Below are 23,647 nucleotides of genomic sequence, written 5' to 3'. Positions count from 1 at the left end.
CATGCTCCAGCTTGGAAAGTTTGAACGGTATCTGATCGAGGAATTCTTCGACGACTACCGCGCCGGCGCAATGACGCACCGCACGTTTACCCGCCGGGTCGCATTCATCATGGGAAGCATGGCGGCGGCATCGGGCGCGATGCTGCTCGTCGGATGCACACCCGAGGAAGTCCCACGCAGCACCGACCCCATGCCCACACCCACGCCGTCATCGTCGACGGCGGGCCCCGGCACTGCTTCTGCCGGTGCTGTGCCGGGGGCCAAGAGCCCGCTCTCCGTCCCGGAGGGCGCCGGAGGGCTGACGACGGCGACCGTGCGGTTCCCGGCCGACGGAACCGAGATCAGTGGGTACCTCGCCCGGCCCGAATCCGGTGCAGCCGGCCCTGCGGTGCTGGTCTGCCACGAAAACCGCGGCCTGACCCCGCACATCCAGGACGTTGCCCGCCGCTTTGCCAAAGCCGGGTACGCGGCGCTGGCCCTTGACCTGCTCAGCAGGGAAGGCGGCACAGCCAGCCTTGACTCTGACGCCGTGTCGGGTGCACTGACCCGAGCCGGGGCACAGCGCCATGTTGCTGACTTCGCCGCCGCCTTTGACTACCTTCAGGCCCAGGACTTCGTGGACTCCGGACGCATCGCCATGAACGGGTATTGTTTCGGCGGCGGCATCACGTGGCAGGCGGCAACCGAGCTGGCCGGACTGAAGGCCACCGCCGCGTTCTATGGGCCGGCGCCGGACCTGAACAAGGTGCCGGCCATCAAGGCTGCGGCGTTCGGTGTGTATGCCGAACGCGACCAGCGGATCACCGGCGCGATGCCCGCCCTTCGTGACGCCTTGGTGGCTGCCGGGGTCCGCCACCAGATCACCGTCTACCCCGGCGTCGACCATGCCTTCCACAACGACACCGGCGAGCGCTACAACGAAACCCAAGCCACGGCTGCCTGGAACGACACCCTCGCCTGGTTCGGACAGCACGTCTGAGCAGCACGTCTGATCCGCCGCGGTCTGGGCTGTCCTGCCACGGGTAGTCTTGAAGCATGAGCACCGCAATCCCACTAACGCTCACCTTCGGCGGGCGTTTCGCCCGCGAACTCGGGGAGCTGGCGGTTCCCTGGCAGGCGGAGGAAGCACCTGACCCGCAGCTGCTGGTCCTGAACGAGCCGTTGGCCACCGAGCTGGGCTTCGACCCGTCCTGGCTGCGGACGCCCGAGGGGACGCGGCTGCTCATCGGCAACCAGATTCCTGACGGTGCCACACCCGTGGCCCAGGCCTATGCCGGCCACCAGTTCGGCGGCTACTCACCCCTGCTCGGCGACGGGCGGGCCCTCCTGCTGGGGGAGGTCACGGACATCCACGGGCAGCTTCGGGACATCCACCTCAAGGGCTCCGGCCGGACACCGTTCGCCCGCGCGGGTGACGGTCTCGCCGTCGTCGGTCCCATGCTGCGCGAGTACATCGTCAGCGAAGCCATGCACGCCATGGCCATCCCCACCACGAGGTCCCTCGCCGTGGTGGCCACGGGCCGGCCCGTCCGCCGCGAAACGATGCTGCCCGGGGCCGTGCTCACCCGGGTGGCCAGCAGCCACCTGCGGGTCGGCAGCTTCCAGTTCGCCCGCGTCAACGGCGAGGCGGACCTTCTGAGCCGTCTGGCGGATCATGCCATCAGCCGCCACTACCCGGACGCGGCGCTTGCCGACAAGCCCTATCTCGCGTTCTTCGAGGCGGTCATAGCCGCGCAGGCGTCCCTGGTGGCGCAATGGATGCTGGTGGGCTTCGTCCATGGCGTGATGAACACCGACAACATGGCCATCTCCGGCGAGACCATCGACTACGGTCCCTGCGCTTTTATGGACGCGTTCAACCCCGGCGCGGTCTACAGCTCCATCGACGCGGACGGGCGCTACGCCTACGCCAACCAGCCGGTCATCGCCGAATGGAACCTCACCCGGCTCGCTGAAGCACTCCTGCCCCTGCTCCATGAAGACCAGGACCAGGCCGTGGCGCTCGCCGTTGAATCCCTCGGCGGCTTCCGCGCCCTGTACAGCGTTGCCTGGTCGGCAGGCATGAAGTCCAAGCTTGGGCTGCGCCCGGACACGCACGACGACGTCGCGTCGTCCCTGGTGGACGGCGTGCTGGCGCTGCTCCAGGAAGGCCAGGTGGATTACACCTCCTTCTTCCGGGGCCTCGGCTCGGCGGCCCGCGGTACGCCGGAAACTACGCGGTCCATGTTTGCGAACCCCGAAGCCTTCGACGCCTGGGCCGCACGGTGGCTGGCCCTGGCGCCGGACGCGGACCTGATGGACCGGGTCAACCCCGTCTACATCCCCAGGAACCACCTGGTTGAAGAGGCTCTGGACTCGGCTATCGCCGGCGACCTGGACCCATTCAACCGGTTGGTGGACGTCCTGGCCGATCCGTACACGCAGCGCCCCGGGCTGGAACGCTACGCCGGCCCCGCCCCTGAAGACTTCGGGAGCTATCGGACCTTCTGCGGGACCTGAGAGAACACCAGGGATGGACGACGGCGGCGCGGGGCTGGGTGCCGCCCGCCGCCGTCGAGCATGGTCGGATCACGCTACGCGGACGAAGGACGCTCCGGCGAGCCAGCTGATCGAGTGCACTTCGGTTTTGTAACCGTCCACCCCGCCACTGACAACCTGGCCGTTGCCGGCGTAGACGCCCACATGGCCGGCCGTGATGACCAGGTCCCCTGCGGCCGGTGTGCCCACCACCGGGCCGTACTGGAAGAACTGGCCGGGAGCCAGGTCACCCACGCTTTTACCCACCGAGCGCAGCGCCTTCTCCACCATGGCGGTGCAGTCCTGCTGGATGCCGAGCTGGGAGTTGGCGGAAGCCAGGATGGCCGCGCCGAGCGAGCCGGCCGGAGCCTGGGCCGCCGGTGCGGACGTTGAGGCCAGCCTTATGCCGGTGTTGGTGGGGGAGGCCGGCGCCGCCGCGGGAGACGCTGCGGGAGCCGGTGCGGTGTAGCCGGCACCAGGGATCAGGATCTGGTCGCCGGGGTAGATGATGCTGGTCAGCGAGAGTCCGTTGGCGGCAAGGACGTCGTTGAGCGGGACGCCGTTGGCGGCGGAAATCTGGCCCAGCGTGTCACCCGAAACGACTGTGTGGACGTTGGCCGCGGCGGGGGCTGCTGCAGCGGAAGTCGAAGCAACAGCGGCCGGAGCCGCTGCCGCCGCACTGGTCTGGACCTGAGTGTTGGCAGTCCCGGAGTTGTCCGGGCCGTGGACGCCGGCCTGAGCCGGGACGCCAATGCTGAACAGCAGGCCGGATGCAGCAACAGCCACCAGGGCCGGCCGGCCAAACGTCAGGGGGTGTGTTTTGGCCGCAGTGGCCAGGCCAATGAGGACGGTAGAGCGGGCAGGAACCGCACGAAGGCGTGCGGCAGCGGAATTCTTGGACACGGTTGATCGCCTCTCCCATGCCTGCGGGGTGAGCTGTCGGGTTCGGGTCGGAGATACCCGGCCGGTAGCGCCGCCGCACGGGACGGAGCGATACCGACTTAACCCCAAGGCTTCGAAAAGCCGTGGAAACGTGGTTCCCCCGTCCCTGCCAGCTGGAAAGCGACTGGATCCCGGTCAGCGGCAGGGCTCGGCATACTGGCGGGAATGTCCCGGCTTGAGCCGGGCCACCGTTTGACCATAACTTCCAGTTATCGGCAATGTCACATTCCGGTAACGGAATGTAGGCGTGAAATCCACCCGCGCTTCATCTCGGATTCCCTCCCTCCTCGGTAACGATGTTGCAGGTCAGGCCCCGTAATCCGTATATGCCCGGTAAGCTCACCAACTATGTCCCGGATTGTTCAAAAAATGCGGCTGCCCGCCCTCGCCGGCCTGCTGGCGGTCGCCCTGGTGGGGTCGGCTGCGCTGCTTCCCTCGCATGCCGACGACGACGCGCCGCCCGGCGGGTATCCCTCGTGGCAAGACGTGCAGAACGCCAAGAAAAGCGAGGCCGGCAAAGCGGCAGAAGTCACCAGGATCAACGGGCTGCTGGGCGGACTCCAGGCTGAAGCAGAGGCGCTGGGCAATGCGGCCGTAACGTCCGCCGCGGAGTACGCCAAGGCCGAAGCGGCACTTCAGGCCGCCACTTCCACTGTGGACGCACTCACGGCCCAGACGGCACGCGCCGCGGCCGAACTGGGACAGTACAAGAAGGAAATCGGTGCTCTGGCGGCCCAATCGTACAAGACCGGTGGAACCAACATGGGTTTCTTCGTTGCCCTCGACGCCGTGCAGAACAACAGCATCCACGGCCTGAATATCGTCCAGATCGTCAGCGATAAGACTGCGGCCCTGGTCAACAAATCTGCAAGCGCCGAACGCATTTCCCGTGCCCTGGCCGATCAGGAGCAGGCGGCCAGGGCCGAGCGCGAGCGCCTGTCCGGCGAGGCCAGAACCAAGCTCGACGCCGCCCAATCCGCCCAGCAGGCCATGTCCCGGCAGATCGCGGAGCAGCAGGAGCACGGCCTGGAACTGACCGCGCAGCTGGCCTCCCTCAAAGGGACCACGGCTGCCGTGGAGGGGGAGTTCCGGCAGGGCCAGGTGGCCTTGGCCGCGTATGAAACGGCGCAGGCCGCCAAGCGGGCCGCGGCGCAGGAACAGGCACGCCAACAGGCGGAGGCGGCAGCCAAGGCGGCGGCCCTTGCCGCTGCACAGAAACCGGCTCCGGCCCCGCCTGCTGTACCGGGCGTGCCCGCCCCGCCTCCGGTCCCGAGCCCGACGCCGGTCCCGCCGCCCGTCGTCGTCGTGCCTTCCGTTCCGGGAGGCGCTGTCAACGACCCCGCGGGCGCCAAGAACTACGCGGCCGGGCAGCTCGGCGCCTACGGCTGGGGCCAGGACCAGTTTCCGTGCCTGGCGTCGCTGTGGACCAAGGAGTCGAACTGGCTGACCACTGCCACCAACCCGTACTCGGGCGCATACGGGATCGCCCAGTCGCTGCCGGCCAGCAAGTATGCCAGCGCCGGCAGCGACTGGCTCACGAGCTACCGGACCCAGGTCAATTGGGGCCTGTCCTATATCGCTGACCGCTACGGGTCACCGTGCGGCGCGTGGAACCATTCCGTGGCCAACAACTGGTACTGACTTGCGGGGGACGGCAGCCGCGTCACGTTCCCGGTGCCTTGGCGAATACCGCGGCGCTGAGGAATTCAATGCCGACGAAGGCTTCGTCGCCGTCCACCCAGGCGTCATGTCCGGGCGGAATGGTGTAGGAGTCGCCGGCGCTGATGCTGATCCGGGTGCCGTTGGTGGTCTCGACGTTGAGTGCCCCGGAAACGCAGTATCCGACGTGGTTGTTCTGGCAGGACTCGGTCTGGACCACCGGCTTGATGCAGTCCGACCAGCGCCAGCCGGGACTGAACGTGAACCGGCCAACGGTGTAGTCGCCGAGGTTGACTACGTCCACTTCGGTTTTGTCCGGGCGGCGCTTCTCATCCGGCGTGTTGTGGGATTTGACTGCCAGTGTGGTGACGACGTTGGTAGGCATGGCACGCAGACTTTCTCTGTTGATTCTGTGTCCATCAGCTGTCTGTCCCTGGCTGCCAGACCGCATCTGAGGCGCTTACGATTGCCAGCATGCTCCCGCCGACGGCGCTTGTCGAGACCCAAACCACTAGGCTTTTCCCATGCCCGATTTTGAACGGTTCCGGGTTCTGCTGGAAGAAGAGCGCACCCGGAAACTCGCGCTCCTCCCCGCCCTCCGTGCGGACATTTCGTCGGCCAACGCCGCCCGCCAGGATTCCAACGTGGATGACGAGCACGACCCCGAGGGTTCCACCATTGCGTTCGAGCTGTCGCAGGCCTCGGCGCTCCTGAAGCAGAGCAGTGCGGGACTTGACCAGGTGGACGCGGCCCTGGCGCGGATTGCGGCGGGCACCTACGGCACGTGCGCCGTGTGCGGGGACCCCATCGCGGAGGGACGGCTCGAAGCCCGCCCGTCGACGCCGTTTTGCATCCTCCACGCTGCCGCCGGTCGGCAGGGACGGTAGCGGCGCCGTGAACCCAGATGTCGTGGACTCCAATGCCGTGACTTCCGGTTGCCGTGAGAGGGAGGGGGCTGTGAACGGGCGCGTGCAGGACGCTGCTGGCTTCATCGATGCCACCCTGCAGAATGAGGGCGCCTGGTACCGGGCGGAGGACGTGGAGGCCCGGGTGGGCGGGGTCCTGGGTTCCTGGGGATCGTCAGTGGGAGCCGTACGCGGCACCGTCCGCGATGCCGGCAGGAAGTTCAAGGATCTTGGCCACGATGAGGTGACCGCTTTGGCATCCCTACTCTGGGGCCGGCCCGGTCCCGGCAGGCGGCCGGTCTATGAGAGGCGGCTCGCCGCCGTGGTGCTGCTGCAGTCCCGGGTTGCCCTTCTTCGCCACTCTGACCTGACCCGGCTGGAGGGCTTCATCAGAACCGCGCAGACCGGTGAGCTGGTGGCCCCCCTGATTGCCGACGTTGTGGTTCCGTTGCTGCAGGGACTGGGCGAAAGCGGCCGCCAGCGCGCCGACGTCGTCATCGCCCGCTGGCACCAGGACCCCGACGATTCGCTTCGCCACGCTGCCCGGCTCATCGCGTCTCAGGGACCCGACCTGCAGCGCATTTCCGGGAACCGCGACGCGGAACGCGACTGACCCCTGTTCCCCAGTCCCCGTCAGTCGTACTCTGGGGCTTGGAGGTGATTGCCATGGAGGCAGCGCAGGGCGACAGGATTATCGTCCGGGGGAGGACCGTCGGATCTTCGGACCGGCACGGCGTGATCGTGGAAGTCCGTGGTCAGGAAGGTCATCCGCCCTACCTGGTCAGGTTCGACGACGGACACGAAACCGTTATGTACCCGGGCGGTGATTTCGCCATCGAACGCGGTCACGCGGGACAGACCGGCTGACGCGCCGCGGGCGGCCGCGCGTCCGGGCCACCGGGCCACCGGGCACCTGTCAGACTGGTGGAATGGATCACTCCTTGGCTGCCACGTCCCCTGACGCGAACCTCACGATTCCGCCGGTCCGGACCGGTCCGCGGGACCCCGGTGACGCCTGGGTGGAGGGCGGCGGCGGCAAGTTCTGGGGCAGGTTCGGTGCCGCCGGCGTGCTGGCTTATGACCCCGGCAAGGGCGTTCTCCTGCAGCACCGCGCGCTGTGGAGCCATAACGGTGGTACCTGGGGACTGCCCGGCGGAGCATTGCACCATGGCGAGGACGCAGTCACCGGGGCCCTCCGCGAGGCGCACGAGGAAGCCGCGGTACCGGCCGCGGATGTGAGCGTCCTCTTCACGTCTGTGCTGGACTTGGGCTACTGGTCCTACACCACCGTTGTAGTGCAGGTGACCGTGCCTTTTGAGCCCGTAATCAGCGATCCGGAAAGCCTCGAACTCAAGTGGGTTCCGTTGGACGAGGTGGACGCGAAAGAGCTCCATCCCGGTTTCGCAAAATCGTGGCCGGACCTGCGGACGCGCATGCTGGAAGGGCGAGATTAGGGTTGCCTAAGTGCGGTGCGCCATAATGGTGTTCCGACCCCCCTGCTGCGCGTGAGGAAGAACATGACCGCCCCGCTCTCCGTGTGGCTCAAACAGTCCACCAGTACGGCCCACGAAGAAGCTGAGTCGTCCCCGTTTATGGGAGACCTGCTCGAGGGCAGGCTGGACGAGGCCGCCGTCGCTGCCCTCACTGCCCAGCTGTACACGGTGTACGGTGCCATGGAATCAGTGGCGCGGTCCGAGTACGGGTCTGATCCGCTACTGGCAGGGTGCCTGGACCCCGCCCTGGAACGCATGGCTGCCCTCGAGGCGGACATGGCGTTCCATTACGGCCCCGGCTGGCAGGACCGGCTGGCGGACGGCCGGATTGTCACCGTCCCGGCCACCACGGCCTACGCCACCCTGATCCGCGAACACCACAGTGCCGAATTTATGCTCGCCAACCACTACGTCCGGCTGCTCGGGGACCTGTCCGGCGGGCAGATCATCCACCGCCTGGTCCAGCGGCACTACGGCATCCCGGACGACGGCCTTAATTTTTACCTCTTTCCCGGTATCGGGAAAATAAAGCAGTACAAGGACGGCTACCGGCTCCGGCTGGACGCCCTGGCGCTGGACAAGGACGGGACCGAGGCGGTGCTCGCGCACGCCGCCCACGCCTTCCGGCTTAACGGCAACATCTTCGCGGACCTTCAGCTCGCCGTCGGGGCCCGACCGCAGCCCGCGGCCTGACCCATGGACCAGTTCCTGGATCTGCCCTTCGGCGTGGCGGCGGCCAGCCTGTTCGCCATTGTTATGCTGCGCGTCAATGCAACGTACTGGATCGGCCGGGGAGCGGCAGCCGGCCTGGAACACACGCGGTTCGCGTCGTCCTGGAACGGCCAGCGCGCCGGCCAGGCGAAGGCGCTCGTCCGCCGGTGGGGACCGTTCGCGGTGACCCTTTCGTTCCTGACCATCGGCCTGCAGACGGCCGTCAACCTCGCCGCCGGTGCTGCGAAGATGCCGCTGCGGCGCTACCTTCCCGCCGCCGTCGCCGGTTCCATCCTCTGGGCCCTGATCTATGCCACCGTCGGGCTCGCCGCGGTGGAGGCGTGGCTGGCGCTGGCTGCCGGGTCCCCGTGGGGGCTTGCCGTGCTCGCCGCCGCAGCCGCGGGACTTATCGCGTGGCTGCTGGTACGACGGCGGCGCCGGCCGAGGGGGAGCGCTGCCGAGCAGGCGGAGGCGGGCAATGCGGATAGGGTGGGCTGAGCCGCACATGAACAAGCGAAAGGGTCAATGTTGACTGCTGCACTCCGGGAACTGGCCGACGGCGACTACTACTACCAGGCGCTCGGCGGCGGCCACTTCCGCTCCACCATCCACGCCCAGGGGGCCTGGAATGAGCACGAACAGCATATGGCGCCCGCCTCCGGCCTGATGGCGGACAGCCTGGAGCGCCACGAGCCCCGCACCGACATGCGGATGGCCCGGCTGAGCTACGAGATCCTGGGCCTGATCCCGGGTGGCGGGTTCCACATCGAAACCACCACCCTCCGCCCCGGCCGGACCATCGAGCTCCTGCAGGCAGAACTGGTAGCCAACGGGCGGGTGGCCATCCGCGCCACGGCGTGGCGGATGATCACCAGCGACACGTCCGCGGTTGCCGCCGTCGAGGACACTGCCATTCCGGCACCGGATGAATGCAAACCGTTCGACGGCGCCGCCATCTGGCCAGGCGGCTATATCCGGTCCCTGGAGATGCGCGTGGCCGAGGGCCACCGGCCCGGCGCTGGCATCGTCTGGCTCCGCACGCAGCACCCCCTGACGGATAAAGCCGACAGCGGCGACCTGGCCCGCCTGATGGGCCTCGTTGACACAGCCAACGGGATCGCGGCCAGGGTCCCGCCGGGCAAGGACAGCTATGCGTTCCCCAACCTGGACCTGCAGATCCACATGTACCGCAGGCCCGAGGGCGAATGGCTTGGCCTGGACAACGCCGTCTCCTTCGGAACCGACGGGATTGGCCTCACGTCCACAGTCCTGCACGATCTTCAGGGCCCGTTCGGCCGTGCCGAACAGATCCTGACGCTTCGCCGGACCTGACGGCCGTGCCCGTGACTACCGGATCGCTGTGGCTACCCGACCTGTGTGACTATTCGGCGCCGGTAATGCTTTTGTAGCTGTGTACCGCATTGCGCAGGGTGGGGAAGAAATGGTCTTCTGTGAACCGTGCGCTCGCCCCGAACCGGATCAGGCGGTCCTTGATCGGTCCCTTCATTTCTGCGAAGACCAAGCTGATACCGTCCTGCGCCAGTTCATCGTCGAGCTGAATGAGCTCATCCAGCGCTGTCGTATCAAGGCCTGTGATCGGCTCGGCTGCCACAATGACCCACTTCACCGGCCAGGGCGCAGCGTCCACCAGGCCGTGGATGTGCTCGGCGAACACTTCCCCGTTGGCAAAGAACAACGGTGCATCGAAACGGGCAATCACCAGGCCCTCCACCCGCCGGCCTTCGGGATGCCGGTCCAGGTCATGGAAGCCCGGAACGTCCGCCACGCTGGCCAGCTCAGTGCGGTAGGGATCCCAGGCGCGCTGGACAAAGGCCAGAAGGGACAGTCCAATGGCCACGGCAATTCCCGGTAGGACCCCTACAAAGGCGACGCCGAGGAATGTAACCACCAGGAGGAGGGCCTCCAGCCGGCTCATCCTGACGAGGCGCACGAGCGTTCGCACGTCAACCAGCGAAGACGCCGCCACGATCACCACGGCGGCGAGCGTGGCGGTGGGAAGGAAAGCCGTCACCCCCGGTGCGGCGACCATAAAAAGGACCACGAGCAAGGCTGCCACCACACCGCTGAGCTGCGTCTTCGCCCCGGCGTCGAGCACAATCGGGGTGCGGGAGGAACTTCCGCTCACCGGAAAGCCGCCCAGCACCCCGGTTGCCACGTTGGCGATGCCCAAGGCCCCCATTTCCTCATTGCCGTTGACCCTCGCTCCGCGGCGCGCTGCGAGGCTCTTGGACAAGGTGGAGGTGTCCGCAAAAGCAATCAGCGCGATGCCTGCTGCAGGGCCCACGAGCGACAGGACCTCGTCCATGCCGATGCCGCCCAGCGCGGGCGCCGGGAGCCCTTGCGGCAGTGCGCCCACCATGGGCAGCTGTCCGGCAAGGCCCAGGGCGGCCACAACGGCGATGGAACCTGCCACGGCAAACAACACGCTGGGCACCTGCCACGGAAGAAAGCGCCCGGCAATAATGACAGCAAGGCTGCCTGCGCCCACAGCTAGCGCGACGGGATTGATACCGCCGCTGAGGACGGCGTCCGCCAGGGACGTGAGGCGCTCAAAGAGGCCATCGGCCGAGACATCTATCCCCAGCAGCCGCGGAAGCTGACTGACGGTCACCGCCAACGCGATGCCGTTCAGGTATCCGACGCGAATGGGCCGGGACAGCAATCCCGTCACAAACCCCAACTTGAGGACCCTGCCCGCGATCAGGAAAAGGCCGATCAGGGTGGCCAGCACGCCGGCCATGGTCACCGCCTTCTCCGGATCCTGCCCGGCCAGCGGAAGGATGGCGGCCGCGATCATGGGGGCCAGCGCCGAGTCCGGCCCCACAATGACAACCCGGGATGGCCCGAACACGGCATAGAAGATCATGGGCACCACGGAGGCGTACAGCCCGTTCACTGCAGGAAGCCCGCTGGCCTCGGCGTACGCCATCCCTGCCGGCACCAGGGCTGCACTCAAGACGGCACCGGCCACCAGGTCCGCCTTCAGCCACGACCGTTTGTAACTACGAGCTACACCGACGCCCGGTAGCGCTTTCTTGATCCAGTCGTGCGGCACTCGGGCCTCCAAATTGGTGAAAATCAGGACGCGGGGGGCTCCTGGAACGGCGTCGAATCCTGGCCGTATTCGGCGGTCACCAGGATCGGCAGGTGGTCGGAGGCGCCGCGGGGCAGGGTTTCCACATTCTCGATGTTCAGTCCCAGGGACGTGGCAAAGTCGAAGTGGCCCTTGAATACTTTGTAGCGGGTGTAGGTCCTGCGGTCGCTGAGGGAGAGTTCGTAGCCGGTGTTCTTCATGTGTTCGTTGAGGTTCTTGGTGAAGAAGGGGTAGTTGAAGTCACCCACCATCAGAGTCATAAGGCCGGTGCCCATACCCAGGAGTTCCGCGTGGGCCGCGTGGATCTGGTTGCGCCGCAGCGAGTTGGTGGCGGTCAGCGGAGCGGCGTGGAACGAGGCGATAACCAGTTCGTGATCGGTCTCGTTGTCCCGCACGCGCGTGCCGATGAGGCGCTCATGGGCGGGCGCCAGGACCATGTCGTGCAGGGACTTTTTGAGCGCGAAGGTCTTGGTGCCGTGGGCCGTGAACCGGTCAGGCCGGTAGTAAATGGCCAGCCCAAGGCGGTTGCCCTTGGTGGAGTCGGCGAGCTGCAGCGGACCCAGCGTGTCCGGCAAGTCCGAGGTGTCACACTCCTGGAGGCACAGGGCATCGACGCCGAAGTTCTGGGCAAGATCAACCAGTTCCCCACTGGCCTGGTGCTTGCGGAGGTTGTAGCTAATGACGCGTATCAGTGGAATACCTCTTCTGAGGAGTAGCGGGTGGACCCAGTTCCTGAGTTTAGCCACCCGATGGGGGACGGTGCAGCAATACACCGCTGGATGTCAGGTGGCGCGGAACACCAGCCAGCCGGCGAGGGTGGACAATCCCGTCAGGGCGGCACCCCACAGGATGTCCACAACAATGAGCTGCAGCGGCCACGTCTTGAGCGTGGCGGCATTCGTCAGGTCATACGTCGCGTAGGCAAAGGCGCCCAGAGCGGCCCCATAGCCGACGGCGGTCAGCCAGCTGCCGCCGTCGAGCGCCGGCCGCAGCGCAAAGAAGACAATCCCCGCTATGTACATGACATAGAAAGCCACGGCGTAACCTAAGTGTGGCTTGTCTGCGAGCAGGTCACCGATGTGGCTGCGGTAGAACGGGTTCATGAGCTTGAGCCAGACGGCGTCGATGACCGCGAACGCAGCCGCGACGACAAGGAATTGCAATATGACCATAAGGGAGCTTAGCAATATGCAGGACGCCGAAGCGGGACTCCGGACGCTCACCGTGGTGCGGCAGGATCATTCCCTCGGCGCCGCACGTGACCTGGAATTCGGCCTCGAACTGCTGACCCAGGCGAAGACCGGCAGGATCGGCCCCACGCTACGGCTGTACCGGCCCGCGCCGACTGTTGCCTTCGGCCAGCGGGATACCCGCCTGCCCGGCTTCGACGCGGCCGCCCGGGCCTGCCGCGAGCACGGATTTGAACCCCTGGTGCGGAAGGCGGGCGGACGCGCCGCCGCCTACCACGAGGGCACGCTGGTGGTGGACCATGTGATGCCCCATGCGGACGCCATTGCCGGTTCCAAGGGCCGGTTCAGCTTCTTTGGTGAGCTGCTGGCGCAGTCCCTGCGGGACGTCGGTGTGCAGGCAGCGGTTGGCGAAATTCCGGGGGAGTACTGCCCCGGGGAGTTCAGCGTTCACGGCACCCACCCGGCAGACCCGGCGCACCGGATCAAGCTCGTGGGCACAGCGCAGCGCGTGGTGAGCGGCGGGTGGCTGTTCAGTTCCGTGATCGTGGTGGAAAATTCCGCCCCCATCCGCAGCGTCCTGACGGACAGCTATGCAGCCCTGGGCCTGGATTGGGACCCGGCCACTGCCGGCGCGGCCAACGATCTGGTGCCTGGCCTCACGGTCCAGGATGTTGAGGACGCCGTTATTGCCGCGTACGCCGGCCACGCCTCCCTCCAGCATGCCGACTTCAGCAGCTATGCAGGTTTGGATACCCGGGAGGCGTAGCCCGCGCTTGCCGGGCCGGCTGGCCCGGTTTCAGGCCGGCCGGGGCCCCTTTAGTGGCCCCGGGCGATCCATTCGTCCAGGTGCGGGGCTTCGGCTCCGATGGTGGTGCTGGCGCCGTGGCCGGTCCGGACCACCGTTTCGGCCGGGAGCGGCAGCAGCCACGTCCGGATCGACTCGATGATGGTGGGGAAGTCGCTGTAGGACCTGCCCGTGGCGCCGGGGCCGCCCTGGAACAGGGTGTCGCCGCTGAAGAGCGAGCCCTCGCCGTCGGGTCCGTCAGCCAGGTGGAAGGACACCGAGCCGGGCGAGTGACCGGGGGTGTGCAGGGCCGTCAGGCTGGCCCCCGCCACTTCAATGACGTCGCCGTGCTTGATGGCGACGTCGGGTTCCACATCCGGGTAGACGTTCCGCCAAAGCATCCAGTCTTCCCGGTGGAGGTGGATCGGTGCCTGGACGAGGTCCCAGAAGTCAGCTACTGAACGGATGTGGTCGTCGTGGCCGTGGGTCAGCAGGATCGCCTTGAGCTTCCGGCCACCGACGGCCGCGGCTACGGCCTTGGCATCGTGCGCGGGGTCGATCACCACGCATTCCTCCTCGTTGCCCACGATCCAGACGTTGTTGTCCACATCCCAGGTACCGCCGTCGAGCGAGAACGTTCCGGACGTGACGAGACGATCGATCCGGACGCTCACAGTTCCACCACCGAACGCAGCACGGAACCGGAGTGCATCTTCTCGAACGCTTCCTCCACCTGGTCGATGGTGATCCGCTCGGTCACGAAGGCATCCAGGTCCAGCTTGCCCTGCCTGTAGAGGCTGATCAGCATGGGGAAGTCCCGGGAGGGCAGGCAGTCGCCGTACCAGGAGGACTTCAGCGAGCCGCCGCGGCCGAAGACGTCCAGCAGGGGCAGCTCCAGGGTCATCTCCGGCGTCGGGACGCCCACCAGCACCACGGTGCCGGCGAGGTCGCGGGCGTAGAACGCCTGCTTGTACGTTTCGGGGCGCCCGACGGCGTCAATCACCACGTCAGCGCCGAAGCCGCCGGTGAGTTCCCGGATTTTCTCGACAGGGTCCGTTGCGGAGGAGTCCACGGTGTGGGTGGCGCCGAGGCCCTTGGCACGGTCCAGCTTTTTCGCGTCGATGTCGACGGCGATGATGGTGGTTGCGCCGGCGAGCGCGGCGCCGGCGATGGCGGCCACGCCCACACCGCCGCAGCCGATGACGGCGACCGTATCACCGCGCTTGACGCCCCCGGTGTTGATGGCGGCGCCCAGTCCGGCCATGACGCCGCAGCCGAGCAGGCCGATGGCGGCAGCATCGGCGTCGGGATCCACCTTGGTGCACTGGCCGGCGGCAACGAGGGTCTTTTCGATGAATGCGCCGATGCCCAGGGCGGCGGAGAGTTCGGTGCCGTCCTCGAGCGTCATCTTCTGGGTGGCGTTGTGGGTGTTGAAGCAGTACTGTGCCTGGCCGCGGTTGCACGCACGGCAGTTGCCGCAGACGGCCCGCCAGTTCAGCACCACGCGGTCGCCCGGGGCGACGTTCGTGACGTCCGGGCCCACGGCGCTGACCACTCCGGTGGCCTCATGGCCCAGGAGGAAGGGGAAGTCATCGCTGATGCTGCCCAGTTTGTAGTGCAGGTCGGTGTGGCAGACGCCGCTGGTGAGGATGTCCACCAGAGCCTCGCCCGGGCCCGGTTCCGGGACCAGGATGGTCTCCAGAGTGACCGGGGCCCCTTTGGAGCGGGCTACGACACCTTTGACTTTATGGACCACGAAAGGCTCCCTCAATGCAGATAGACAGAACGGGACCAACACGGATGTTGGTCCCGTTCTGTCTACCACACGAGCTGGCGTGGTCAGGCTGCGAGGCGGCTCTTTACCTCGGCAGCGGAAGGGTTGGTGGCGGCGGTGCCGTCCGGGAAGAGCACGGTGGGGACGGTGCGGTTGCCGCCGTTGAGCTTCTCCACGAGGTCGGCTGTGCCCTCCACTTCTTCGATGTTGATTTCCGTGTAGCCGATGCCCTGCGCGTCCAGCTGCTTCTTCAGCCGGTTGCAGTAGCCGCACCAGGTGGTGGAAAACATGGTGATGGTGCCGTTCTCGGGGGTAAAGTCCACGGAGCTCTCCTGAAATCGTTGAGGGGGTTCGTTCCCGTCAACGGTAACCCGAGGCGGGCTATTCCCTGAGCCGGCCCGGCGGATGCGGTGCCGGATGACAGTACATAACGCTGATGGCATGCTGGAGCCATGTGTGGACGCTATGTGATGGCACGGGCCGTGGGTGACTTGCTGGCCGACTTTGATGCCCAGCTGGAGGAGGAAGTGCACCTTCCACCGTCATGGAACGTGGCACCGACCGACCCCGTGCCGATCGTCCTGGAACGGCTGATCGACGACGGCCCTGTGCGGCAGCTGCATGTTGCCCGCTGGGGCCTGGTGCCGTCCTGGGCGAAGGATCCGGGCATCGGCCCCAAGATGATCAACGCACGGAGCGAGACGGTGCTGGAGAAGCCGGCCTTCCGCAAGGCCGTGAAGTCACGTCGCTGCGCTGTCCCGGCGGACGGGTACTACGAATGGAAGCAGGGCACCGGCAAAGCCAAGCAGCCCTACTACGTCCATCCAGGCAAAGGCAGCGGGCTGGTGTTCGCGGGCCTGTATGAGTGGTGGAAGGATCCGTCCAAGGCCGAGGGCGATCCCGGCCGGTGGATGCTCTCCACATCCATCCTTACGGCGGACACCCCGCCGCCCGGTGCCGAGTCCACAATTTTCGGCAAGCTCACCGCCCTGCACGACCGCGTGCCGCTGCCCATGGACCGGGCCACCATGGCGTCGTGGATCGACCCGCAGATCGACGACGCCGCCTTTCTGGTGGACCTGGTCCGCGCCCATGTGAAGGACGTCGCGGCCGACTGGCACGTGGATTCCGTTGGCACCGAGGTAGGCAACGTACGCAACAACTCCCCGGAACTGATCCGGCCGGTGGAAGCCTTGTTCTAAACCGGCACTCGGGCGGGACATGCCCCTAAACGGTGACCTTGCCGGCGTCGTCCACTGTCCACGTGGGGTTGTAGGCAACTTCCCAGCGGAAGCCGTCCGGATCGGCGAAATAGCCGCTGTACCCGCCCCAGGGCTGGGTGACCGGCGCGGCGACGATAGTGGCCCCGGCCGATGCCGCTTCCGCCATGACCCGGTCCACCGCCTCGGTGCTGGGCAGGTTGTGGCTGAGCGTGATGCAGGGGACCGGGCCGGGGACACCTACCCCCGCCTCGGCGTGCATCTGCGCGGCGTCCCACAGGGAAAGGATGAGGCCATGGTTGACCTGGATGAACACCACATCACCGGGAAACTCGCGGTGGACAGGCCAACCGAGGCCCTCCGCGTAGAACCGGCGGGAGGCGTCAACACTGCGAACGCCTAGTGAGATGAAGTCGACTCTGGGCTGCATGCTTCGATACTGTCAGAAGATGGCAACAATTCAAGGAAACGATAGGGACGCTTTGGCCGACAAAGAACAGCTCGCTGCTGTTCGGATTGCGGTAGACGAAGTTGACGAGCAGATTGTCACCCTCATTGCGCGGCGTGAACGCCTGATCCGGATCGCCGGAACCCTGAAGGGGGACGACGCTGAAGTCCGCGCCCCCGGCCGGGTGGAACGGGTGATCGAGCATGTCCGGGCCGCCGCGGAAAAGAAGGACATTGATCCGGACATTGTGGAATCAACTTACCGGGCCATGATCTCGGGGTTCATCAAACTCGAAATGAAGGTCCACAGAGAAAGCAGCTGACGCTGCCGCAGGTGCTGTCCGGACACGCTTCCGGCAGCACCTGCCCCGGTGTTCCCTAGAGCGCTTCGTCGACTTAGAGCGCTTCGTCGACGGCGACGCCCGACTGGAACTCCCTGCCGTCAGCCTCGCTGAAGGCCGACATGATGTGGCCCTTGCCCAGGCCATGGACGGCCGCGACGGGGAAGTTGCCGGTGATGGTGCTGCCCGAGTGCGTCACGCCGCCAAGATCATAGTTTTCCTCGGCGCTCTGGTCATGGCTGAACGAGTAGAAGGCAATGGCCTCCCCGTTCATGAACTCAATGCCCAAGCGTCTTTGCGATGAGTAATCAGGGCTCGCCGCCACCAGTCCCACTACGTACGCACCTGCCCCCGGTATGTTGCCGTCGATATCAAAGGTTGCCACGAGCTTTTCGTCCTGGGCCTTGATGCTTACGTGCTTGAGGAGTGCGTCATTGGTGCTCATGCCACAATCCTGCCTCCCTGCTGCCCGTCCGTCCACCCCTGTCTAGGTTTTGTCGGAGCGTCGTCGTAGACTCAAGGTATTCGAACATGTATTCGAATACCTTGCTTTTGCATCAGCATTTTGCATCAGCTCCGTTCAGTTCCGGGAGGCGCCCATGGGTATGTTCAGCGAGTCCGTGGACGTTGTCTGCACCCCCGCCGGCCAGCCGCTGAACCTCCAGTGGGCCGGACGGCACTACACGGTGTGCGCCGAGCCCGTCCGGTGGTATGAACGCCGGCAGTGGTGGGCCGAGGAACGCCGTGCGCCGCTCGGCAGCGGGCCGGGGCTGGTGGACCACGAAATCTGGCGCGTCCAAGTGCAGGCGGACCCGCGGGGTGCCGGCCCCCGGGATGCAGGAGAGCCGCTCACCCTGGACCTGAGCCGGCATACCGGCAGCGGCCGCTGGAGGCTCCTGCGGATCCACGACGCCCTCCGGCCACAAACAGCATGAGCTTCTCCCACCTTCACGTTTCCACGGCCTTCAGCGCACACTATGGCGTTGCCTGGCCCGACGAACTGGCCCAGGTTGCCGCCGCGGACGGCGCAACCGCGCTCGCCTGCACGGACCGGGACGGCCTCTACGGCACCATCAAACACCTCAAAGCCTGCATGGAAGCCGGCATCGACCCCATCGTGGGGGTGGACCTTGCGGTTTTCGACGACGACGGCGACCACCGCACCCAGCTCGCCGGCAGGGTAGTGGTGCTCGCCCGCGGCCACAACAACGGGGCGGGCTACCGCGCACTGTGCCGGCTGGTGTCCGATGCCCATGCCCGCACCTCCGGCAAAGCCGGGGGAGCGGTGCCCGTGGCGGTCACCCGCGCCGAACTCGCCTCCCGCACGCTCGACCCCAAAACCCTGAAACCGGTCCTGACGGTCCTGATCGGCCCGGATTCCGACGTCGGACGGGCCATGAGCGGCCGCCGCTACCTCCGTCCGCGCACCCTTTTCAAAAGCTGGCTGGACGCCATGCCCCCAAGAACCCTGGTGGCGGAAGTCGTTTCCCAGCTCACTGCCCCCGGAGCGCCCCTGAGCACCGCCCACGCAGTACGAATGCTCAAACTCGCGGAAGAACACCACGTACCGGCCGTGCTCACCAACGCCGTCCGCTACTGCGCAGAGGACGGCGCCGCCACAGCTGACGTGCTCGACTCCGCCCGGACGCTGAAGTCACTCCCCGAACTCGCGGCCGAACCGCTGCTCCAGCCCAACGGGCAGGCCTGGCTCAAATCCTCAGCCCAGATGCTTCAGCTCGGCAAGGAAATCATCCGCGCCGCAGGGTATGGCGCAGCGGACCTCAAACAGCTGATGGCACAGACCGAGGCGCTCGCCGACTTCTGCCGGATTGACCCGGTGACTGACATGGGCTGGAAGCAGCCGGTGGTCCCCGAGGCATCGGTCATAGGCATCAGCCAGGACCCGCACGATGAACTGGTGCAGCGCTGTGAGGCCGGGATCAGCAGGCGGTTCCCCGGAATATCAGGCTCAGCCCACAAGGACATGCGCTCGCGGCTGGAGCACGAGCTGGGAATCATCAGGAACCTCGGGTTTTCCTCCTATTTCCTCACGGTCGCGGAGGTCTCCCGGATGATCATGGACATGGGGGTCAGGGCAGCCGCCCGTGGTTCCGGGGCCTCCAGCCTGGTCAACTACCTGATTGATGTCAGCCAGGTGGACCCCCTGCAACACGACCTGATCTTCGAACGCTTCCTGTCCCGGGACCGGGCCACGCTGCCGGACATCGACATCGACGTCGAAAGCGCCGAACGGCACAACGTGTACCGACGGATCTTTGACCGCTTCGGTTCCGAGCGCGTCACGCTGATGAGCATGCAGAACGGGTACCGCGCACGCGGTGCAGTCCGCGACGCCGGGATGGCCCTGGGGATGGACGATGACGACGTCGGTGAGATCGCCAAGCAGCTGTGGCGTTTTTCGGCCCGGAAATTCCGTGAGGCACTGGTTGAGAAACCTGAGCTGCGGGAGTTCGCCGGCCGGGTGGAACAACGGGACTTCGCCGAAAACCAGCAGCTTGACCTGCTGGTGGACCTCACGGAACGGCTGGACCGGCTGCCCCGCCATATCTCCATGCATCCTTGCGGGGTGATCCTGGGCGATGCCACGCTGCTTGACCGGACCCCGGTGCAGCCCAGCGGGCTGGGGCTGCCCATGAGCCAGTTCGATAAACACGACATGGATCCCATGGGCATGCTCAAGCTTGATGTCCTGGGGGTCAGGATGCAGAGCGCCATGGCGTTTGCCGTCCGGGAAGTCATCCGGATCCATCCTTCCAAAGCGGAAGTGGTGGCGGCAGGGGCCCACCCTGCAGGTCCTGACGGGACCGGGCCGGACTACATCGCCGAGAACGGCCACATCGACCTCAACGCCGTGCCGCTGGATGATGAACCAACCTACGAACTGATCCGCAGCACCCACACCCTGGGCTGCTTCCAGATCGAGTCACCCGGCCAGCGTGAACTGATCGGCAAGCTGGCGCCGCGTGAGTTCAATGACCTCATCATCGACATTTCGCTGTTCCGGCCCGGCCCCATGAAATCGGACATGGTACGGCCCTTCCTGGAGCACCGGCACGGCTTCGCACCGGAGGTCTACCCGCACCCCGACCTGAAACCCGTGCTGCAGGAAACCCATGGCGTCACTGTCTTCCATGAACAGATCCTGAAAACCTTCCACGTGATGACCGGCTGCGGCCTGGCGCGCGCGGATGAGTTCCGCCGGGCGCTCGGCAACGAGGTCCACGAGCTGAAAGTGGAAGAGTTCTTCCGCAGGGAAGCCCGGATCAAGGGGTACACCCCGGAAGTGGTGGACAAGGTCTGGGGGACCCTGAAAGCCTTTGGCAGCTTCGGCTTCTGCAAGGCGCATGGTGCGGCATTTGCCGTTCCCACCTACCAGTCCGCCTGGCTCAAGACGCACCACCCCGAGGCTTTCCTGGCCGGGCTGTGGGAACACGATCCCGGCATGTACCCCAAACGGCTGCTGGTTGCCGAGGCCCGCAGGCTGGGCATCCCCATCCTGCCGCTGGACATCAACCGCAGCCATGCCGAGTACCGGGTGGAACGGGTGACGGACGGGCCGGACGCCGGCAAGCTGGGGATCCGGCTGAGCCTTAACGGCATCTACGGCCTGTCCGGGACCGAGCTCAAGCGGATTGTCGCCGGCCAGCCCTACGACTCCCTGGCTGACCTCCGTGCCCGGTCCAGGCTGAGCAAGCCAAGCATCAAAAGGCTCGCCCAGCTGGGTGCCTTTGACTCCCTGCACCGTGAATCGGGAGGCGTCGCCAACCGCGCGGACCTCGTCCAGCACCTGCAGCAGCTCCAGGCCGCGGGCGGTACCCGGAAGGGCCTCGACATCATGGACGGGCAGCTGTCCCTGCCGCTGGGGGATGTGGAGCTGCGGAACGTCAAGCCCGGGCTTCCCGCGCCCACCCTGGTGGAAAACGTCCGGGCAGAACTGGACCTGATGGCCATTGATGTCAGCGGGCACCTGATGGACAGCCACCGGCCCATGCTGGACCGGCTGGGGGTCACCACTGCAGACAAACTGTTGAGCCTGCGCAACGGCACCGAGGTGCTGGTGGCCGGGGTGCGCATCGCCACCCAGACACCGCCCATGCGCGGCGGCCGGCGGGTGGTGTTCATCAGCATCGACGACGGCACCGGCTGCGTCGACTCCGTGTTCTTCCATGAAGCCCAGGAACAGGCGGGGCTGCTGCTGTTCGGCACCAGGCTGCTGCTGATCCGGGGCACCACCCGGCGGACAGGTCCCCGGGGAATCAGCCTGAGCGCCAGCATGGCCTGGGACCTGAGCCGGGTGGAATCCCTGCCGTTCGCGGCGGATCGGGTGGAGAGCACCGATGTGCCGCATCCTTTGGACGGGATCAGCCGAAGCCTGGCGATTACCGGAATGGGCGGCTGAGCGGCCGCGGGTCCCGTTGGTCGGCCTCCCGGGAAACCGATAGCATTGACGATGGCTGGCTGTGGTCCCCGTACGCCGCAAGCTATGAAGCCTAAAACTTTGAATAGGAGACACCCGTGTCAGATGCCCAGCAGATCACCCTCATCGTCGATGGCGAAGAGACCAAGGTGACTACCGGGACAACCGGTGCGGAACTCTTCTTTGAGCGCCGCGACGTTGTTGTTGCCCGCGTCAACGGCGAGCTGAAGGACTTGGACCAGGAGCTGCCCGAGGGCGCCGAGATCGAGGGCGTCACCATCGATTCCCCGGACGGCCTGGACGTCCTCCGCCACTCCACCGCCCACGTCATGGCCCAGGCCGTGCAGCAGCTGCGCCCGGACGCCAAGCTGGGCATCGGCCCGTACATCACCGACGGCTTCTACTTCGACTTCGACGTCGCTGAACCGTTCACCCCCGAGGACCTCAAGACCCTCGAGAAGATGATGCTCAAGATCGTCAACCAGAACCAGAAGTTCGTCCGCCGCGTGGTCAGCGAGGACGAGGCCCGCGAGGCCATGAAGAACGAGCCCTACAAGCTCGAACTCCTGGGCAAGAAGAACAACGCCGCCGAAGCCGGCGAGGGCGTCAACGTCGAGGTCGGCGCCGGCGACATCACCATCTACAACAATGTCGAGCGCAAAGAAGGCACCACGGTCTGGTGCGACCTCTGCCGCGGCCCGCACCTGCCCAACACCAAGCTCATCTCCAACGCCTTCGCCCTGACCCGGTCCTCCTCCGCGTACTGGCTGGGCAACCAGAAGAACCAGCAGCTCCAGCGCATCTACGGCACCGCCTGGCCCACCAAGGACGCGCTCAAGGCCTACCAGGAGCGCATCGCCGAGGCCGAGCGGCGCGACCACCGCAAGCTCGGCGTCGAACTTGACCTGTTCTCCTTCCCTGACGAGCTGGGCTCCGGCCTGCCGGTGTTCCACCCCAAGGGCGGCATTATCCGCAAGGAGATGGAGGACTACTCCCGCCAGCGCCACGTCGACGCCGGCTACGAGTTCGTCTACACGCCCCACATCACCAAGGGCCACCTGTACGAAGTCTCGGGCCACCTGGACTGGTACAAGGAAGGCATGTTCCCGGCCATGCATGTGGACGCGGAACTTAACGACGACGGCACCGTGCGCAAGCCCGGCCAGGACTACTACCTGAAGCCGATGAACTGCCCCATGCACAACCTGATCTTCCGCTCGCGTGGACGGTCCTACCGCGAACTGCCCCTGCGTCTCTTCGAATTCGGTTCGGTCTACCGGTACGAAAAGTCCGGCGTGGTCCACGGCCTGACCCGGGTCCGTGGCATGACCCAGGACGACGCCCACATCTACTGCACCCGCGAGCAGATGAAGGACGAACTCACCAAGACCCTGAAGTTCGTGCTCGACCTGCTGAAGGACTACGGCCTGAACGACTTCTACCTGGAGCTGTCCACCAAGGACCCGGAGAAGTACGTCGGCGAAGACGCAGCCTGGGAAGAAGCCACCCGGACACTCGCCGAAGTGGCTGAGGAATCCGGCCTGGAACTCGTCGCGGATCCGGGCGGCGCGGCCTTCTACGGTCCGAAGATCTCCGTCCAGACCAAGGATGCACTCGGGCGAACCTGGCAGATGTCCACCATCCAGCTGGACTTCAACCTCCCGGAACGCTTCGAGCTGGAATTCCAGGCAGCTGACGGCACACGCCAGCGTCCTGTGATGATCCACCGTGCGCTCTTCGGTTCCATCGAGCGGTTCATGGGTGTCCTCACCGAGCACTACGCCGGCGCGTTCCCCGCGTGGCTTTCCCCCGTGCAGGTGGTGGGCATCCCGGTGGCCGAAACGTTCAACGAGTACATGTTCGACGTCGTTGACCAGCTCAAGGCGGCGGGCATCCGCGCAGAGGTGGATACGTCCTCGGACAGGTTCCCCAAGAAGATCCGCACCGCCAGCAAGGACAAGATCCCGTTTGTCCTGATCGCCGGCGGCGACGACGCCGAGGCGGGCGCGGTGTCCTTCCGTTTCCGTGACGGGAGCCAGGACAACGGCGTGCCGGTGGCCGAGGCCGTCAAGCGAATCACGGAAGCCGTCCGTAACCGGACCAGCTAGCGG

Annotated in this window: 26 protein-coding genes and 1 riboswitch; of the genes, 16 read left to right on the top strand and 10 right to left on the bottom strand. The window is 66.2% G+C overall.

The features are described 5' to 3' along the window. Nucleotide 1: 1 nt before the first annotated feature. Nucleotides 2–979 carry a dienelactone hydrolase family protein gene (locus tag V6M49_RS03785; protein WP_332760090.1) on the top strand — a complete coding sequence of 326 codons (978 nt, stop codon included), beginning with the start codon at nucleotides 2–4 and terminating at the stop codon, nucleotides 977–979. Between the two features lie 56 nt (nucleotides 980–1,035). Then, on the top strand, nucleotides 1,036–2,499 hold the full coding sequence (locus V6M49_RS03780; RefSeq protein WP_332760089.1) for a protein adenylyltransferase SelO: 1,464 nt from the start codon (nucleotides 1,036–1,038) through the stop codon (nucleotides 2,497–2,499). A gap of 69 nt (nucleotides 2,500–2,568) precedes the next feature. Here V6M49_RS03780 and V6M49_RS03775 read toward each other — a convergent pair whose 3' ends face one another. Then, nucleotides 2,569–3,420, bottom strand: coding sequence for a C40 family peptidase (locus tag V6M49_RS03775; RefSeq protein ID WP_332760088.1), 852 nt, complete (start codon nucleotides 3,418–3,420; stop codon nucleotides 2,569–2,571). A 3-nt stretch (nucleotides 3,421–3,423) separates the two neighbouring features. Continuing rightward, a riboswitch (cyclic di-AMP (ydaO/yuaA leader) is annotated at nucleotides 3,424–3,592 on the bottom strand. 215 nt (nucleotides 3,593–3,807) lie between these two features. Here V6M49_RS03775 and V6M49_RS03770 point away from each other — a divergent pair. Next, nucleotides 3,808–5,100, top strand: coding sequence for a lytic transglycosylase domain-containing protein (locus V6M49_RS03770; RefSeq protein WP_332760087.1), 1,293 nt, complete (start codon nucleotides 3,808–3,810; stop codon nucleotides 5,098–5,100). Nucleotides 5,101–5,122: 22 nt separating this feature from the next. Here the strand turns inward: V6M49_RS03770 and V6M49_RS03765 are convergent, their stop codons facing one another. Continuing rightward, on the bottom strand, nucleotides 5,123–5,503 hold the full coding sequence (locus tag V6M49_RS03765) for a cupin domain-containing protein (RefSeq protein ID WP_141140769.1): 381 nt from the start codon (nucleotides 5,501–5,503) through the stop codon (nucleotides 5,123–5,125). Between the two features lie 139 nt (nucleotides 5,504–5,642). On the opposite strand from V6M49_RS03765, the gene V6M49_RS03760 reads away from it, so the two are divergent. The 7 genes from V6M49_RS03760 (at nucleotide 5,643) to V6M49_RS03730 (ending at nucleotide 9,559) form a co-directional block, all read left to right on the top strand. Beyond that, nucleotides 5,643–6,005 carry a TraR/DksA family transcriptional regulator gene (locus V6M49_RS03760; RefSeq protein WP_141140768.1) on the top strand — a complete coding sequence of 121 codons (363 nt, stop codon included), beginning with the start codon at nucleotides 5,643–5,645 and terminating at the stop codon, nucleotides 6,003–6,005. A gap of 70 nt (nucleotides 6,006–6,075) precedes the next feature. Beyond that, nucleotides 6,076–6,636 carry a DNA alkylation repair protein gene (locus V6M49_RS03755; RefSeq protein ID WP_332760085.1) on the top strand — a complete coding sequence of 187 codons (561 nt, stop codon included), beginning with the start codon at nucleotides 6,076–6,078 and terminating at the stop codon, nucleotides 6,634–6,636. 53 nt (nucleotides 6,637–6,689) lie between these two features. Further along, entirely contained in the window at nucleotides 6,690–6,890 is a 201-nt protein-coding gene (locus V6M49_RS03750; protein WP_332760084.1) for a DUF1918 domain-containing protein, read from the top strand. Nucleotides 6,891–6,952: 62 nt separating this feature from the next. Continuing rightward, on the top strand, nucleotides 6,953–7,477 hold the full coding sequence (locus V6M49_RS03745) for an NUDIX hydrolase (RefSeq protein WP_332760082.1): 525 nt from the start codon (nucleotides 6,953–6,955) through the stop codon (nucleotides 7,475–7,477). 63 nt (nucleotides 7,478–7,540) lie between these two features. Beyond that, complete coding sequence (locus tag V6M49_RS03740) at nucleotides 7,541–8,209, top strand: biliverdin-producing heme oxygenase (RefSeq protein ID WP_332760081.1); 669 nt, start codon at nucleotides 7,541–7,543, stop codon at nucleotides 8,207–8,209. Nucleotides 8,210–8,212: 3 nt separating this feature from the next. Continuing rightward, nucleotides 8,213–8,725, top strand: coding sequence for a DedA family protein (locus V6M49_RS03735; RefSeq protein WP_332760079.1), 513 nt, complete (start codon nucleotides 8,213–8,215; stop codon nucleotides 8,723–8,725). 30 nt (nucleotides 8,726–8,755) lie between these two features. After that, nucleotides 8,756–9,559 carry a thioesterase family protein gene (locus tag V6M49_RS03730; protein WP_332760096.1) on the top strand — a complete coding sequence of 268 codons (804 nt, stop codon included), beginning with the start codon at nucleotides 8,756–8,758 and terminating at the stop codon, nucleotides 9,557–9,559. Nucleotides 9,560–9,608: 49 nt separating this feature from the next. Here the strand turns inward: V6M49_RS03730 and V6M49_RS03725 are convergent, their stop codons facing one another. From V6M49_RS03725 to V6M49_RS03715, 3 genes are all read right to left on the bottom strand, one after another. Further along, nucleotides 9,609–11,303 (bottom strand): SulP family inorganic anion transporter, encoded by a 1,695-nt coding sequence (locus V6M49_RS03725; RefSeq protein ID WP_332760077.1) that lies wholly within the window; start codon nucleotides 11,301–11,303, stop codon nucleotides 9,609–9,611. Nucleotides 11,304–11,326: 23 nt separating this feature from the next. Next, nucleotides 11,327–12,031 (bottom strand): endonuclease/exonuclease/phosphatase family protein, encoded by a 705-nt coding sequence (locus V6M49_RS03720; protein WP_104060881.1) that lies wholly within the window; start codon nucleotides 12,029–12,031, stop codon nucleotides 11,327–11,329. Nucleotides 12,032–12,124: 93 nt separating this feature from the next. Further along, complete coding sequence (locus tag V6M49_RS03715; RefSeq protein ID WP_058932322.1) at nucleotides 12,125–12,514, bottom strand: DUF2177 family protein; 390 nt, start codon at nucleotides 12,512–12,514, stop codon at nucleotides 12,125–12,127. On the opposite strand from V6M49_RS03715, the gene V6M49_RS03710 reads away from it, so the two are divergent. Beyond that, nucleotides 12,507–13,298: a lipoate--protein ligase family protein gene (locus V6M49_RS03710; protein WP_371706679.1), complete on the top strand. Its 792-nt coding sequence runs from the start codon at nucleotides 12,507–12,509 to the stop codon at nucleotides 13,296–13,298. The genes V6M49_RS03715 and V6M49_RS03710 overlap by 8 nt on opposite strands. A gap of 50 nt (nucleotides 13,299–13,348) precedes the next feature. On the opposite strand, the gene V6M49_RS03705 is transcribed toward V6M49_RS03710, so the two are convergent. The 3 genes from V6M49_RS03705 to V6M49_RS03695 all read right to left on the bottom strand — a co-directional run bounded on the left by V6M49_RS03705 (nucleotide 13,349) and on the right by V6M49_RS03695 (nucleotide 15,413). Next, nucleotides 13,349–13,990: an MBL fold metallo-hydrolase gene (locus V6M49_RS03705; RefSeq protein ID WP_332760075.1), complete on the bottom strand. Its 642-nt coding sequence runs from the start codon at nucleotides 13,988–13,990 to the stop codon at nucleotides 13,349–13,351. After that, nucleotides 13,987–15,072: an S-(hydroxymethyl)mycothiol dehydrogenase gene (locus V6M49_RS03700; RefSeq protein ID WP_332760074.1), complete on the bottom strand. Its 1,086-nt coding sequence runs from the start codon at nucleotides 15,070–15,072 to the stop codon at nucleotides 13,987–13,989. Before V6M49_RS03700 ends, V6M49_RS03705 begins: the two co-directional genes overlap by 4 nt. 83 nt (nucleotides 15,073–15,155) lie before the next feature. Then, nucleotides 15,156–15,413 (bottom strand): mycoredoxin, encoded by a 258-nt coding sequence (locus V6M49_RS03695; protein ID WP_056340387.1) that lies wholly within the window; start codon nucleotides 15,411–15,413, stop codon nucleotides 15,156–15,158. Nucleotides 15,414–15,560: 147 nt separating this feature from the next. Here V6M49_RS03695 and V6M49_RS03690 point away from each other — a divergent pair, with 147 nt between their 5' ends. Continuing rightward, on the top strand, nucleotides 15,561–16,292 hold the full coding sequence (locus V6M49_RS03690) for an SOS response-associated peptidase (protein ID WP_246848809.1): 732 nt from the start codon (nucleotides 15,561–15,563) through the stop codon (nucleotides 16,290–16,292). Nucleotides 16,293–16,317: 25 nt separating this feature from the next. Here the strand turns inward: V6M49_RS03690 and V6M49_RS03685 are convergent, their stop codons facing one another. Next, entirely contained in the window at nucleotides 16,318–16,740 is a 423-nt protein-coding gene (locus tag V6M49_RS03685) for a VOC family protein (RefSeq protein ID WP_058932327.1), read from the bottom strand. Between the two features lie 19 nt (nucleotides 16,741–16,759). On the opposite strand from V6M49_RS03685, the gene V6M49_RS03680 reads away from it, so the two are divergent. Then, entirely contained in the window at nucleotides 16,760–17,080 is a 321-nt protein-coding gene (locus V6M49_RS03680) for a chorismate mutase (protein ID WP_141140757.1), read from the top strand. 73 nt (nucleotides 17,081–17,153) lie between these two features. On the opposite strand, the gene V6M49_RS03675 is transcribed toward V6M49_RS03680, so the two are convergent. Beyond that, a complete protein-coding gene (locus V6M49_RS03675) occupies nucleotides 17,154–17,543 on the bottom strand; it encodes a hypothetical protein (RefSeq protein ID WP_056340376.1) in 390 nt (129 codons plus the stop codon). 154 nt (nucleotides 17,544–17,697) lie between these two features. On the opposite strand from V6M49_RS03675, the gene V6M49_RS03670 reads away from it, so the two are divergent. From V6M49_RS03670 to thrS, 3 genes are all read left to right on the top strand, one after another. Continuing rightward, a complete protein-coding gene (locus tag V6M49_RS03670) occupies nucleotides 17,698–18,033 on the top strand; it encodes a DUF6504 family protein (RefSeq protein ID WP_104060764.1) in 336 nt (111 codons plus the stop codon). Beyond that, on the top strand, nucleotides 18,030–21,518 hold the full coding sequence (locus V6M49_RS03665) for a DNA polymerase III subunit alpha (RefSeq protein ID WP_332760070.1): 3,489 nt from the start codon (nucleotides 18,030–18,032) through the stop codon (nucleotides 21,516–21,518). The genes V6M49_RS03670 and V6M49_RS03665 overlap by 4 nt, the downstream gene beginning before the upstream one ends. Nucleotides 21,519–21,634: 116 nt before the next feature. Then, nucleotides 21,635–23,644 (top strand): threonine--tRNA ligase, encoded by a 2,010-nt coding sequence (gene thrS, locus V6M49_RS03660; RefSeq protein WP_104060762.1) that lies wholly within the window; start codon nucleotides 21,635–21,637, stop codon nucleotides 23,642–23,644. Nucleotides 23,645–23,647 lie beyond the last annotated feature (3 nt).

Origin of the sequence: Pseudarthrobacter sp. (assembly GCF_036675385.1) — a bacterium.
Classification (GTDB): Bacteria; Actinomycetota; Actinomycetes; order Actinomycetales; family Micrococcaceae; genus Arthrobacter.
Note: the sequence above shows the minus strand (reverse complement) of the source record. Positions and strands in the feature narration are given on the sequence as shown.

What these genes read in the sequence shown, in the direction of transcription:
- V6M49_RS03785 (WP_332760090.1), top strand. Translation starts at nt 2, where the DNA reads ATGCTCCAGCTTGGAAAGTTTGAACGGTATCTGATCGAGGAATTCTTC.
- V6M49_RS03780 (WP_332760089.1), top strand. Translation starts at nt 1,036, where the DNA reads ATGAGCACCGCAATCCCACTAACGCTCACCTTCGGCGGGCGTTTCGCC.
- V6M49_RS03770 (WP_332760087.1), top strand. Translation starts at nt 3,808, where the DNA reads ATGTCCCGGATTGTTCAAAAAATGCGGCTGCCCGCCCTCGCCGGCCTG.
- V6M49_RS03765 (WP_141140769.1), bottom strand. Translation starts at nt 5,503, where the DNA reads ATGCCTACCAACGTCGTCACCACACTGGCAGTCAAATCCCACAACACG.
- V6M49_RS03760 (WP_141140768.1), top strand. Translation starts at nt 5,643, where the DNA reads ATGCCCGATTTTGAACGGTTCCGGGTTCTGCTGGAAGAAGAGCGCACC.
- V6M49_RS03750 (WP_332760084.1), top strand. Translation starts at nt 6,690, where the DNA reads ATGGAGGCAGCGCAGGGCGACAGGATTATCGTCCGGGGGAGGACCGTC.
- V6M49_RS03745 (WP_332760082.1), top strand. Translation starts at nt 6,953, where the DNA reads ATGGATCACTCCTTGGCTGCCACGTCCCCTGACGCGAACCTCACGATT.
- V6M49_RS03740 (WP_332760081.1), top strand. Translation starts at nt 7,541, where the DNA reads ATGACCGCCCCGCTCTCCGTGTGGCTCAAACAGTCCACCAGTACGGCC.
- V6M49_RS03735 (WP_332760079.1), top strand. Translation starts at nt 8,213, where the DNA reads ATGGACCAGTTCCTGGATCTGCCCTTCGGCGTGGCGGCGGCCAGCCTG.
- V6M49_RS03710 (WP_371706679.1), top strand. Translation starts at nt 12,507, where the DNA reads ATGACCATAAGGGAGCTTAGCAATATGCAGGACGCCGAAGCGGGACTC.
- V6M49_RS03715 (WP_058932322.1), bottom strand. Translation starts at nt 12,514, where the DNA reads ATGGTCATATTGCAATTCCTTGTCGTCGCGGCTGCGTTCGCGGTCATC.
- V6M49_RS03690 (WP_246848809.1), top strand. Translation starts at nt 15,561, where the DNA reads ATGGCACGGGCCGTGGGTGACTTGCTGGCCGACTTTGATGCCCAGCTG.
- V6M49_RS03685 (WP_058932327.1), bottom strand. Translation starts at nt 16,740, where the DNA reads ATGCAGCCCAGAGTCGACTTCATCTCACTAGGCGTTCGCAGTGTTGAC.
- V6M49_RS03680 (WP_141140757.1), top strand. Translation starts at nt 16,760, where the DNA reads ATGGCAACAATTCAAGGAAACGATAGGGACGCTTTGGCCGACAAAGAA.
- V6M49_RS03675 (WP_056340376.1), bottom strand. Translation starts at nt 17,543, where the DNA reads ATGAGCACCAATGACGCACTCCTCAAGCACGTAAGCATCAAGGCCCAG.
- V6M49_RS03670 (WP_104060764.1), top strand. Translation starts at nt 17,698, where the DNA reads ATGGGTATGTTCAGCGAGTCCGTGGACGTTGTCTGCACCCCCGCCGGC.
- V6M49_RS03665 (WP_332760070.1), top strand. Translation starts at nt 18,030, where the DNA reads ATGAGCTTCTCCCACCTTCACGTTTCCACGGCCTTCAGCGCACACTAT.